The 12,853-nt window shown below is 40.4% G+C and carries 11 protein-coding genes; 5 read left to right on the top strand and 6 right to left on the bottom strand.

The genetic code is table 11. The features are described from left to right. Window positions 1–98: 98 nt before the first annotated feature. The gene (locus tag FKG96_RS20710) at window positions 99–1,463 is read left to right on the top strand and encodes a sulfatase-like hydrolase/transferase (RefSeq protein ID WP_130858458.1); all 1,365 of its coding nucleotides are present in this window, start codon (window positions 99–101) and stop codon (window positions 1,461–1,463) included. 119 nt (window positions 1,464–1,582) lie between these two features. Here the strand turns inward: FKG96_RS20710 and FKG96_RS20705 are convergent, their stop codons facing one another. Both FKG96_RS20705 and FKG96_RS20700 read right to left on the bottom strand, forming a co-directional pair. Then, window positions 1,583–2,053, bottom strand: a complete 471-nt coding sequence (locus FKG96_RS20705) for a hypothetical protein (RefSeq protein WP_130858457.1) — start codon at window positions 2,051–2,053, stop codon at window positions 1,583–1,585. A 155-nt stretch (window positions 2,054–2,208) separates the two neighbouring features. After that, the gene (locus tag FKG96_RS20700; protein WP_013667783.1) at window positions 2,209–2,403 is read right to left on the bottom strand and encodes a hypothetical protein; all 195 of its coding nucleotides are present in this window, start codon (window positions 2,401–2,403) and stop codon (window positions 2,209–2,211) included. 469 nt (window positions 2,404–2,872) lie between these two features. On the opposite strand from FKG96_RS20700, the gene FKG96_RS20695 reads away from it, so the two are divergent. From FKG96_RS20695 to FKG96_RS20685, 3 genes are all read left to right on the top strand, one after another. Continuing rightward, window positions 2,873–4,366 (top strand): gluconokinase, encoded by a 1,494-nt coding sequence (locus tag FKG96_RS20695; protein ID WP_130858456.1) that lies wholly within the window; start codon window positions 2,873–2,875, stop codon window positions 4,364–4,366. Between the two features lie 239 nt (window positions 4,367–4,605). Then, a complete protein-coding gene (locus FKG96_RS20690; protein WP_149105977.1) occupies window positions 4,606–5,859 on the top strand; it encodes an MFS transporter in 1,254 nt (417 codons plus the stop codon). A gap of 16 nt (window positions 5,860–5,875) precedes the next feature. Further along, the gene (locus FKG96_RS20685) at window positions 5,876–6,091 is read left to right on the top strand and encodes a DUF2905 domain-containing protein (protein ID WP_013667779.1); all 216 of its coding nucleotides are present in this window, start codon (window positions 5,876–5,878) and stop codon (window positions 6,089–6,091) included. An 80-nt stretch (window positions 6,092–6,171) separates the two neighbouring features. On the opposite strand, the gene FKG96_RS20680 is transcribed toward FKG96_RS20685, so the two are convergent. Further along, complete coding sequence (locus FKG96_RS20680; protein WP_130858454.1) at window positions 6,172–7,425, bottom strand: BamA/TamA family outer membrane protein; 1,254 nt, start codon at window positions 7,423–7,425, stop codon at window positions 6,172–6,174. 319 nt (window positions 7,426–7,744) lie between these two features. Between FKG96_RS20680 and FKG96_RS20675 the strand changes: the two genes are divergently transcribed. Then, window positions 7,745–8,614: an SDR family oxidoreductase gene (locus tag FKG96_RS20675; RefSeq protein ID WP_130858453.1), complete on the top strand. Its 870-nt coding sequence runs from the start codon at window positions 7,745–7,747 to the stop codon at window positions 8,612–8,614. Window positions 8,615–8,688: 74 nt separating this feature from the next. On the opposite strand, the gene FKG96_RS20670 is transcribed toward FKG96_RS20675, so the two are convergent. The 3 genes from FKG96_RS20670 to FKG96_RS20660 all read right to left on the bottom strand — a co-directional run bounded on the left by FKG96_RS20670 (window position 8,689) and on the right by FKG96_RS20660 (window position 12,498). Next, window positions 8,689–9,114, bottom strand: a complete 426-nt coding sequence (locus tag FKG96_RS20670) for a thioesterase family protein (protein ID WP_130858452.1) — start codon at window positions 9,112–9,114, stop codon at window positions 8,689–8,691. An 11-nt stretch (window positions 9,115–9,125) separates the two neighbouring features. Continuing rightward, window positions 9,126–11,096 carry a M1 family metallopeptidase gene (locus FKG96_RS20665; RefSeq protein WP_130858451.1) on the bottom strand — a complete coding sequence of 657 codons (1,971 nt, stop codon included), beginning with the start codon at window positions 11,094–11,096 and terminating at the stop codon, window positions 9,126–9,128. 124 nt (window positions 11,097–11,220) lie between these two features. Beyond that, window positions 11,221–12,498, bottom strand: coding sequence for an NAD(P)/FAD-dependent oxidoreductase (locus FKG96_RS20660; protein WP_130858450.1), 1,278 nt, complete (start codon window positions 12,496–12,498; stop codon window positions 11,221–11,223). Window positions 12,499–12,853 lie beyond the last annotated feature (355 nt).

Below are 12,853 nucleotides of genomic sequence, written 5' to 3'. Positions count from 1 at the left end.
AACTCGTTTATTGTCTGTTCTTGATGTAGGATAATAAGTTTATAGATTCTTGCAAAAATGATTGGGTCTTAACGACTGAATCTATAATTTTACAGCCTATGTGGATAAAAAAAATAATTCTTACAGCCTTATATTGTTTTTACCTGTTCGGTTCCGGAAGCGCGCAAGAGCGTCCCAATATTATTCTTGTATTGGCCGATGATATGGGGTACTCCGATTTAGGTTGTTATGGTAGCCCTAGCATATCGACCCCTTTTTTGGATTCAATGGCTGCTAATGGGGTTCGTGCTACCGATTTCATGGTGACGAGTCCTTCCTGTACGCCTTCACGTGCATCCTTATTGACCGGACGTTATGCTTCTCGTTATAATCTTCCGGATCCGATAGGCCCTGGATCAACATTAGGGCTGCCGGACGAAGAAATAACCATTGCCGAAATGTTAAAAGAAGTGGGGTATCGCACCGCTTTAGTAGGAAAATGGCACCTAGGAGATAAGCATGATTTCAACTATCCAACGGGGCAGGGCTTTGATTCATTTTTTGGCATGTTGTATAGCCATGATTATCGCGATCCCTACGTGAAAACAGATACGACAATTAAAATTTTTCGAAACCGAAAGCCTGCGATACAAGGTCCCGCCGATTCTAATTTAAGTCGGATTTACAGCGAAGAAGTTATCCGTTTTATTAAAGAACAAAGGAAAGATCAACCCTTTTTTCTATACTACGCCCATAATATGCCTCACTTACCGGTCGCTTTAGCTGCCGAAGCCGATCGGATGAAAGCGTTGCACTTTGGAGGAGCCTTGGGTGCTGTTGTAGAAGATTTGGATAAGCAGCTGGCTTTGATGTGGAAAACATTGGAAGAGCAAGGATTGGCCGATAATACCATGTTGATTTTTTCCAGTGATAACGGACCATGGATTGAGTATCCTATTAGAATGAGTGGCGACGGTGTTACAAAAAATTGGCATGTGGGCACTGCGGGCATGTTCAAGGGGTCTAAAGCACAGACTTATGAGGGCGGGGTACGTGTGCCGTTTATTGTTTACTGGAAAGGACGCACACCAAAAGGAGCCGTACTGCGAAGTGCGATTAGCAACGTAGATGTATTACCTACTTTAGCTGAATTGACGGATGCCTCATTACCTAAAGCACGCGAATTGGATGGGCAATCAATCGCCCCATTGCTCATGGGAAAAGCTAAAGATCTGGATTTTGAACACCGTCCTATTTACTTGGTTAATCATGGCAACGTGGAAGCAGTAAGAAGTGGTAGTTGGAAATATCGGGAGTTGCCAGCTGGCATAAATAATAATTCAGGAAAAGCTTATCCTGCAGCCAAAGAACTTTTTAATGTTTCCTATGACCCGAGTGAGCGAACCAATGTTATCGACGAATTCCCTGAAAAAGCAAAAGAGCTAAAAAAGTTGTTTGATGCTTTCAACGCAACATCCAAATAGAAATTAAGTAGCGCGCCGGTAGCAGAAGAAGGGGCTGTCTTCTGTGTTGGAAAACAGGCCCCTATATTCAGGTACGATTTTCTTTTCTAGCAATAGGTAGTGTAGGGTCAATAGAAATATTACTTCGCGTATTTACTTTCGAAATCGTTCGAAGCTTTGTTGACGTCATTGGCAGCGGTTTCGAAGGCGTTATTAATATTTTCTAGCAATTGTTGTTCGGTTTGAGGGTCTTCTTTTTTATTGGCGCGTATATCAATTAGCTTCGGATAATCGTCGGTTACAATTTTTTGATAAGCTTTCAAGCCGCTTAATATCCCTTTTTGAAGCACTTCGTCACCATTAAAATCGCCCGCTTTTTCTACTTTTGCAATCTGCTCACTTAAACTTGTTTCCCAAGCTTTTCTTACCTCTGATGCTTTGCTGTAATCGGCAGCAGTCATGGCAGCGTTCATGTCGTTAATATGCTTTTCGTTGTCATTAATTACGGTCATTAATTCATTGTTATACGCCGCAGGATCTTTTGGTTGACTGCAATTATAAGCGGTCAGTAAACATAAGATCATAGATAAACCGATAAATACTTTTTTCATGGAAATTCTTTTAAGATAAATACTTTTTTAGAGCAAAGATAATTTCGCATTTAGTACGTGTAAATCGCTGTTTTTAGGGGTTTTTAAGGAAGCAATGAGCTTAAAGCGAGATGGTCAGCTTGTTGCTATTCTTCTCTCAGACCAGCGACCGAATTTTATCGAAGATCTTTTAACTGCTTTAATACTTCATCCACTGTTTGTGAAATGGTTACTTTATTTCCATTGACTAAGTTTAGTATGGTTTGTTGTGTGGGTGTGGGGTTTTCTAAGGGATAAAACGAAAAAATCTGATCAATATGTATCCATTCAGTCAATCCTGTTGGATGCATTATTTTGATAAATCTTGTCATATGCGAAAAAACGATGTTTGAATGCAGGAAAAAATAAAGATATGAAATTTTATTTAGCTAATGTGAGAATCTGGCGATGTTTCGGTGTTTTCATGGTTTTTTGTTTGCTTGTTTTTATCGAAAAGAAGTGTAGTTGGCGATAAATAGTTTTTTTTCTCTGTTATTGAAGTGATTTTGTGTTTCTCGCAACGTTAGTTCTAAGTAAATACTTGACAGACTGCTGCTGTTGTGATATACGTAATTTTTTGATTGTCCGATGAGAAAAATATGCTTCTTATTTCCGGGAGGAAATAAGAGATTGCTGAATATTGCAATGTAAAGAGCACGCAATTTCGGAAAATCCATTATGTGTAATATTTTCTGCTATAAAACTCTTCGAATAAAGGACTAACCACTATATTTATATTTTACAATTTTCTCTTCTTAATGGAGAGATAAAATCATTTTAAAGCTGAGGAGCTTACTTCATATGGAATATATTATAGCCGTGGATATTGGAACTACGAGTACAAAGGCTTTGGCTTTTAATTTACAAGGGCAGGTGATAACCGAACACCGCATGTCCTATCCGGTTATTTCTCCTTTACCCACTTATAGTGAACAAGATCCCGAAGTCCTGTTCGAAGCCGTCATCAACTGTATCGCCGCAGTGCGTCAAGTTATGAATGGAAATCAGGCAGCGACGGCATTACGCGGTATCAGTTTCAGTAGTGCGATGCATGGCCTTATGGCCGTAGACTCAGCGGGAAGGCCGCTAACCAATTGTATTATCTGGGCGGACACCAGGAGTGAAGCATTTGCGACGCAATTAAAGGGCACATCTTTAGGCCACGATATATATTTGAAGACAGGTACACCTATTCATCCCATGTCGCCACTTTGCAAGCTTGGGTGGATGAAAGAAAACCAGGTTGATATTTTTAAGGCGGCATATAAATTTATCTCTATTAAGGAATACGTATTCTTTAAATTATTTGGAACCTATATCGTTGACGTATCCATAGCTTCTGCCACGGGATTATTGGAAACGGCTAAGCAGCAATGGTATAATCCTGCATTGTCGTTACTAGATCTTTCTGCCGAGCGTTTATCTTCATTAGTGCCGATTACGCATATTTCAAGAGGCCTAAACGCGCACTATGCCGATTTTATGAGGCTTCCGATCGATACTCCCTTTATTGTAGGTGGAAGTGATGGCTGTTTAGCCAATATAGGTGCACAAGCCATGGATGCAGGCGTTGCCTCTGTTACGATTGGAACCAGTGGGGCTATACGCGTGGTATCAGACAAACCGGCACGGGATGAAAAGGAACGGATTTTCAGCTACGTAATATCACCTGAAACCTATGTGCTGGGTGGGGCAGTGAATAACGGCGCCAATATTCTGCAGTGGTATCAGGAAGGTTTTGTGTCTTCAAATGGACAAGCGTTGGAGGAAACAATTCCCTTATTGACTCAACAAGCCGCTGCGATAAGCCCCGGATCCAATGGTTTGGTTTTCCTGCCTTATTTGACAGGCGAACGTGCTCCCCATTGGGACGCAAATGCAAAAGGCGTCTTCTTTGGTGTTCAAAAGCATCATAAACAAGCCCATTTTATTAGAGCCATGATGGAAGGTGTACTCTTTGGCTTGTACAGTGTGGCGCGGGCTTTGGAGGAGGCCTCCGGTTCTTTCCGTTGCATTTTCGTGAGCGGCGGTTTTGCCCGATCAAGTGATTGGGTACAAATGCTTGCAGATATATTCAACAAACAAGTATTTGTTCGAAAGACCATTGAAAGTTCAGCGATGGGAGCGACCATTGTTGGTATGAATGCATTACAATTAATCGATGGCTTTTCTATTTATAATGATCAAGATGTAACCATTTCTTCTTTTTTGCCAAAACAAGCGGACCATGAGGCTTATATGAATAATTTTAAAATTTTCGAGCGATTGTATATCAAATTAAAAGACGAATTTTAACGTAGTTCAGTATACTTGCGAGATAAGGAGCATTTAGTTAATTTTGCTCTCAATTAAAATTATAACCGATGAGGCTAATTTTTTCCGTTAGAATTGTTATGTATAGAGATAGGGCTTAATAAGAGCACTTCTTTAACACTTATCTTATTTCAGGACATCTCCTGGAACATTACTTTTATTTTAGATTCTGTTTAACATCCTTGAGTTCAATAGGTTCTTGAGGTATTAATCATTTTTTTATGGAAATCTCTTGGAAAAGAAAGTTTCTCGTTATCTGGACGGGTCAATTTATATCCTTATTAAGTAGTTCAGCAGTTAATTTTGCGGTTATCATTTGGTTGAGCATAGAAACGGGCTCCGCAGAGGTGTTAGCTTATGCGGCTATTGCCGGTCTTTTGCCACAAGCTCTTATAGGGCCCTTTGCCGGTGTCTTCATCGATCGGTGGGACCGAAAAAAGACGATGATTTTTGCAGACGGCTTTATAAGCATTTGCACCATCGCTATGTCCTTACTTTTTTATGCAGGTCATTTTGAGTTAATATATATCTATTTGTTGTTGGGACTCCGCTCGGCTGGGTCTGCTTTTCATATGCCAGCCATGCAAGCGTCTGTGCCTTTGTTGGCACCTGAATCGCAGCTATTACGTATAGCGGGTATTAATCAAATTATCCAATCTGTTTCCAATATTGCGGGACCCGCATTGGGCGCATTTGCCATCGGTCTTTTAGATATTGGTCATGTTCTTTTACTCGATGTTGTTGGCGCTTTTATTGCAATTTTGTCGTTACTGTTTATACGTATTCCAAATCCAGCTCAACAAATATTAGATAAAGCAAGTATTGAACAAGTAGGACGGGATATCGTGATTGGGGTCCGTGCCGTTACAAAGAATAGAGGACTATCTTATTTGTTTCTTTTTTCCATTTTAGCCACGTTTTGCATTATGCCGGTAGCCGTCCTTTTTCCGTTGTTGACATTACAGCATTTTGGAGGTGGCAAATTTGAAATGAGCTTAATTGAAGTCGTATGGGGAATAGGAATGTTAGTGGGAGGCGGGTTATTAGGGGTTTTTAAACCCAATGCCAGTAAAGTTATTTTAATTAACTACATGCACATACTGTTGGGCCTTTCTTTAGCTATTTCCGGTATGTTACCGATGAACGGTTTTATTTTCTTTGCAATTTTAACCGCCATTGGCGGTGTCGCCGCCTCTATTTATAACGCGAGTTTTACGACGATTATTCAAGAGGAAATTGATCCCGCTATGATGGGAAGGGTATTTTCCATGTTCTATAGTATTGCGATATTACCCTCCGTCATCGGTTTGTTGAGCACGGGGTTTATAGCTGATTATATTGGAATCGGCCGCACGTTTTTTATATTAGGCGGAGCAATTGTATTAATAGGTTTGATTTCTTTTACGGTATCTCCGTTGATGGCACTTGGACGCCGGAAAGAACGATCGGAAGTTGAACAGGATGAAATAAATTAACAAATTTAAAAAAAGTATGGCTAAGGTAGTAATCTACATAGGAAGTCTTTTGGTAGTTATAGGCTGTATTATGTACTTTACCAATTCTAATCTGAATTGGTTCGGAAAGCTCCCTGGGGATATTCGCATAGAAAAACCGGGATTCACTTTTTTTATGCCCATTACCAGCATGGTCATCTTATCTGTTTTTATAAGTTTGTTGATTTGGATGTATCGGAAATTTTTGGAATAACCGATACATCGAATGCAGCTGCCTAACTTTTTTCTGCCTATCGGAATAGGTATATTTCCTTGGACTGACTTGAGAATTTGCTAAAAGGCTTCGTTCAGTCCGAGGAAAAAACCACGGGCGCCATATCGACCAAAAGCATAATCGAGGCAAAGATTGGTGCGGGTCGCTTTGTTGAAGAGTACACGAAGTCCTGCTCCTCCCCCTGGTTGCCAACGCTGGAATAGCTTAGTGCCTAGATCGTCATTCGCAGTTTGTACATGGAAAAAAGTAACACCACTCAGGAACTTGTTTCGTGTAATGGGGAAACGATATTCAACTTCCGAATAAAAATACAATGGACCCTTAAAATATGAAACGGTATAACCCCGGCCACTCCGGAAACTTGGGTCTTTACCTGTACCAGGTAGCTCCAAATAAGGTAGGGCTCCACTGACGAGATAAGAGCCCCAATTCCAGAATGCGATAACATGTTCAGGGTTGCGTTTCGACAAGCTCCAATATTTGCGAAAATCGGTCGTAATCTGTACAGCACTTTGGCTACTTCCTATCCATGTTTGATTAACGCGGATGCCAACGTCGGAATAAATACCTTTATACGCACGATTTTGATTATCGCGGGTAGTATATTGTACATTGAACAGGAAGCCATTCGCCATATAGTCTTCTTGCTTAAAACCATATCGCTCGTTATAGATATGATAAGGAGTAAGTCCCTGATCTATTTGTCTGTCTACAATTTTCCTACGGATATCAAAAGATACACCTGCTCCGAGAAATAGGTTTTCCTGAATCTGTTTGTAGATTTTTTCTCGGAAGTTATAGTATTGTGCATGTTGCGTATAGCCTCTACGTTCGGGATTGGTCAATACCCGGTCTTCGTCAGTGTCACCGCCCGCGTGCCCAATTCCAATCCCAAAGTCGGGTGATACGGTTCTTGCAGCTACTAAGCTTCCTTGTAAATTCCATTTATTCCCGGGTGTGTAAACGTTATGACTTAAGTAAAAGTAAATGATGCCTTTTGTAGTAATCGAAGCTGAAGTAGCAGCAACCGACATCAACGTGTTGGGGTCGTTTCCTAAAACTTTTCCTGCCACTGCCTTAATTCCAATCTGGGCTCCAATACTTGGATTGTAAGCTATATTAGGCATAGGGGTAATACCTGATTTCTTCTTAAGCGAATCAGGTTTTCTCTTAGGATGGATAATGTTCCTTATTAAATCACTGATATCATATTGATAAAAAGTTGAATCAGCTTTCTGCTTAGGTTCATCTATTCTCACTGCAGTTGTATCTTGTCCGTAGCTAAATACATATACATTTAACAAACAGAACATGCTTAGCCATGTCTTTAAGTGTTTTTTAAACGTTTGGTGCTTACGAAGAAGCGACTTCCGGGAATTAAACGAGCTGTTAAATTTCAAAATATTCTTCTTTGTTTTAAACATGTTCAGAACGAACGTAAACAATTTTCAATCCAAAAATTTCAATTGCTTTTCGCCCGAGCAATATCCATAACACGAAATGATTATTTTATGTTTAGATGATTCGTGTAATATTTCTATCGATAAAGCAACATTGGTAAAATAAACATTTCGTTTTCTTACAATTTTGAATGGTTCATCAAGCCGAATTTTGCGATATAAATATAACGTTATGACAAGCAAAGCATCTATTTTAATAGTCGGCGCAACGGGCGCGGTAGGCACACAATTAACCGCTTATTTAGCTGAAAAAAATGTCTCATTTAAAGCGCTAACAAGGGAAGGCGCAAAACAAACAAGCTTAATTCAATATAAAGGGGCGGAGATTGTTCACGGAGATCTTGCCAATATGAATAGTCTCAAAAAAGCATTAGAAGGGATAAAAAAAGTATTTCTGCTAACAGATTCCTCTGAACAGGCCGAATTCTTGCAGTTAAATTTAGTGAAAGCGGCGAAAGAGGAAGGTGTTGAACACTTGGTTAAATTGTCCCAATTTGCAGCAGATCCGGTTTCCCCTGTGCGTTTTTTAAGATATCATGCTGTGGTTGAGCAGAAAATAGCGGCCAGTGGCATACCTTATACTTTTTTACGACCTAATTTATATATGCAGGGGCTATTAGGTTTTAGAAAGCTTATTTCCGAACAAGGATTGTTTTTTGCGCCCATTGGCAATGCTCGTATAAGTTTAATTGATATCCGCGATATTGCTAGGGTGGCTGGCGAAGTGCTGACTGGTAAAGGACACGAAAATCGGATTTACGATCTTACAGGCCCAGAGGCAATCACGCATGAGGAAATAGCTGCTTGTTTTTCAGAAGAATTGGGTCGGCCCATCCGATTTATAAATGTAGGACCCGATGAAATGTATCAAGAGCTAATTCGCTTCGGGTTTCCTCAATGGCAGGCGGCGGGGCTAATAGAAGATTATGCTCATTACGCTAGGGGAGAGGCCGCAGGAGTAAGTGCTGCGGTAAAAACAATAACAGGCAGATCGCCCCGGAATTTTCGAACTTTTGCTCAAGATTACGCTTCTTTTTTCTAATGCGTACTTTCTAACGCCTAGTCGCGAAATCTTTAGCAAATAAAGACTTCGCGGCTAAGCGTACATCTACAAGTTTAGATGTATTCAAAATCTGCTGTTTTAGGGAAGTTTTCCATACCTTCAAGTACGATTGGAGGGACAGGGCGTGCTAATTTTCGTTTGATGGTATCCATCCAACTTCCTTCCACTTTAAGAAGGGCGTGTAATGTATCCGTTTCCGCTATAAAGCTGTGTTGAATTACCCAAAAAGAAGCGTCGCGTTTCATTTTCAGAACTTTTGTGTCAATATATATACGGGAAGATAATCGGATTTCCCGTTTAAATACGCACTCCTCTTTAAATAGTACCGGCCCAAAATGTTGATCGATCATAACAGCAGCATTTATGCCGTAACGATCTAAAATTGCAATTCTTTCCTGGGCTGCAAGGTCATAATAAACACTATGTCTCAAATGAAAATTAGGATCGAGATCTGCCCACCTTAAATTTAAAAATTCCATTGTCCTCTAATTTATTTCCAACTATTATTTGATCGGTCGATGTCCGGAATTTTATGCTCGGGATCTAATTCAACACTTATTATTTTTGATTGCGTGCTCACATTAAACGTAGCATCAGCTCCCCGTTGCCAAATTTCTACAGGAACGGTGAAATTGTGAACTGTACCATTACTTTCTTTAATGCGTGCCAAAATAGGCATAGCCATTTGTTGTTTGTTTTCCACCGTGATAATTACTCCGTTTTTTGGTTCTCCATTTACATAGCTCACCCCTTTAATGGCTTGATCTAACTGCCAATTATGATAATACCAAGCCCTCCAAAACCAGGATAGGTCTTCTCCTGCACCGTTTTCTATCGAACGGAAGAAGTCTGCCGGTTGTGGATGTTTATAAGCCCAATTATGAATATATTGTCGGAATGCGTAGTCGAATCTTTCCGGTCCGAGAATGACATCCCTAAGTAAAACCAAACCAAAAGCAGATTTGAAATAGGCGAGAGGATGCACATATTTACGATCCATGGCGTCGGGAGGCGTCATTAGCGTATTAGCTTCTCCGCTTTCCGCAATCACTTTAACAATTTCATCCGCCGGATGTCCACCTCCCGGTGCATACTCACCGTCTCTTTTGGGAGCAAATTCCCCATCATTAAATTCTTCCTGCGCCAAAATATTAAGAAAAGTATTGAATCCTTCATCCATAAAAGGATAACGACGCTCATTAGATCCTACGATCATTGGAAACCAAGTATGTCCTATTTCGTGTGATGCCAAAAGATACATGATATAGGGTTTCGCTTGATAACCATTAAAAGCCATGCCGGGAAACTCCATGCCGCCAACAGGCCCAGCGACGCTGGTAGCTACCGGATATGGAAATGCAAACCATTTTTTTGAATAGTGTTCCACTGAAGCTTTGATCATTTCCGTTGACCTTGGCCAAGCAATCGAGTCGGTTGTAGATTCAATAGGATATACCGACTGTGCCAAGGCTGTTTTACCATCCGGTAGATTAATGCGCGCTGCGTCCCAAATAAAAGCAGAGGATAACGCCCAGGCTACGTCGCGCGTATTTTTCATATTAAAATGCCAGGTTACCGTGCCACGTTTGTTTTTTGTTAAGCCTTCTTTTAATTCTGATGCTGAGCGTATCATGACCGTTGCGTCCGATTCTTGAGCTTTGGCAAGCCGGGCTAATGTTTTCTCTGTTAAAACTTCTTCTTTATTGATTAGATCGCCTGTAGCAACGACCAAGGCACCGGCGGGTGCGGTTATCGAAAAATCAATATTTCCATAATCGAGATACATTTCTCCGCTACCCATAAAAGGTAGCGTATTCCAGCCATAATAATCATCATAGACACATAAGCGCGGATACCAATAAGAAAATTCAAAAATCTTACCGTTTTTAGTATCTAGATAGCCGGAACGCCCTCCACCGCCCTGTTTCTGTAAAGTATAAGCATATTTGATGGAAAGCTTGAGTTGTTCACCCGACTTTAGTGGGTGAGCTGCCAGTCGGATCTGCATGCGGGTGTCTTCAATTAGATAACTTGCATCTACCCATTCCCCGTTCCTTTCTATTTTAACCGAGCTGATTAGATAGCCTTTACGCGCATCTACAGCTGCGATCGGTGCTTGTATTCGATTCCCTCGTGTACTAGCCAAGGTATTGTTTTGGTCCAGCTGAAGCCAAAGTTGGTCTAGTTTATCTGGGCTGTTATTCTGATAGCGGATTTCCACTATTCCCTCCAAATTATAGTTAAGTGTGTCAAAAGATGCCTGTATACGGTAATCTGCCTGATTTTGCCAATATTTAGGGCCAGGTTTGCCACTGGCACTTCTGTATTCGTCTCCTTTATAGGTATAGAAGTCCGGTGCAAAGATTTTTTCGGGATAAAATTGAGCAAAGGCGTCTATCACGCTAAACTCCATCGCTATAAATAATGAGAAAAAAAGCGTTAAGATTTTTGTGGTTTTCATTGAAGAACGAATGTAAAGGATGGAAAATTCTATTAAATTGCTGTTGTCCGGGATTTGCCAGTGTAAAAATAGCTAATCTGGCGGACGTTTATTTAAGATAAATGCTGTTTCGTTCTGAAACCAATTAAAAATCGTCTTTATCTCTCTTCTTTTGATGCGAGCCTGGCCGAAATATTAAACGTAGGGTAGGATCATTGGTAATAAAAGACCACATCCAGCTGAATATCAGCTTCATCTTATTTCTAAACCCTATTAAGGGGATTATATGGATAAATAACCAAAGCACCCAGGCAAAAAATCCTTTAAAAGAAAACTTTGGAAGATCAGCTACTGCTTTGTATTTGGAAATGATGGCCATGCTTCCCTTATCTTTATAGTGAAAAGATTTTTGTTCTTGACCGCTAACTGCCCGGGATAAATTCTTTGCCAGTAATTTTCCCTGTTGTATAGCCACTTGAGCAAGCTGTGGGTGGCCCTCAGGAAAATGGGGGTCCGTTGTTTGATAGCATATATCGCCAATGGCAAAAATATTGGCAGTATCTACTACTTTATTAAAAGCGTCGACTATAATCCGCCGTCCCCGGGTTATAACCTGCGATGGTAATCCGGGAACTTCTCGTGCTATAACTCCCGTAGCCCAGATAAGCGCTTCCGTCTCAATTGTCCTTCCATTCGACAAGATGACACGCCCATTGAGGTAATCCTTTACTGCCGCATTTAAAATCACATTAACACCTAACTTGGTTAAAACTTTCTCCGCTTCTTGTTGGGCAGTTTTACTCATAGGGCCCAGTAATACAGGCCCGGAATTGACAAGGTAAATATGCGATCTAAAATCTTTGATCTCAGGATATTCTTTTGCCGCTATATAACCGCCTAATTCAGCCAACATTCCCGCAAACTCAACACCGGTAGGCCCACCTCCCGCCACAACAATATTAAGTAAGCCATCTCGCCGAGCGGTGTCCTGCATTCTGACTACTTTCTCCATATTTAAGAGAATATGGTTGCGTAAATGAAGGGCTTCGTCTATTGTTTTCATGGGTAGCGAGTCGTTTTTTACCGACTCCATGCCGAAATAGTTTGTCTCTGTACCTAATGCGAGAACAAGGTAATCATATGATAAAGTTCCTGTATCTGTATCGATTGTGTTTTCCGATACATTCACTTGAATTAAACTACCCATGTGAAAACGCAAATTATCTTTTTTCTGAAACATTCGGCGAAAGGGGTAGCTAATATTGGACGGTTCAATAAATGCGGAAGCGACTTGATAGAGGAGCGGAGGGAAAAAGTGATAATTATTTTTATCCACCAAAGTGATTTCGAATCTTTTATCCGATTCGATGGATTTTATGAAATTAATGCCGGCAAATCCACCGCCAACAACTACTATTTTCATATATGTTATTGTTTTTTGTTTTAACAATACCAGGTCCTGAATCCTAGGTTAATTTTTTGAATTTCTGATCCAGCACGTGCAGGTCACCTATTTAACTGGTACAAAGTACATATTGTTTGGCATAGAAAAGAATCGTCTTCGGCTCTTATTCGTAATTATTAAGTTGTAATGACTAATTTAGGTAACAGGAAGGAATACATTTTTACGGATAAACATGAAACTACAAGCTTTATCGCACGGTGTCTTTATAAGTGGCTAAGAATAGCTATAACAATATCATGGTTTTTTAGGATGTTTTCTTTTCAGGCAGCTCATTATATTTGAACCAGTCTTGGAGTTAGTGAGAACTATTGAA

The sequence above is a fragment of the Olivibacter sp. LS-1 genome (assembly GCF_008245145.1).
In the GTDB taxonomy this organism is placed as follows: domain Bacteria; phylum Bacteroidota; class Bacteroidia; order Sphingobacteriales; family Sphingobacteriaceae; genus Olivibacter; species Olivibacter oleidegradans.
The sequence above is the reverse complement of the archived record's forward strand: the minus strand, read 5'-3'. Positions and strand labels throughout refer to the sequence as shown.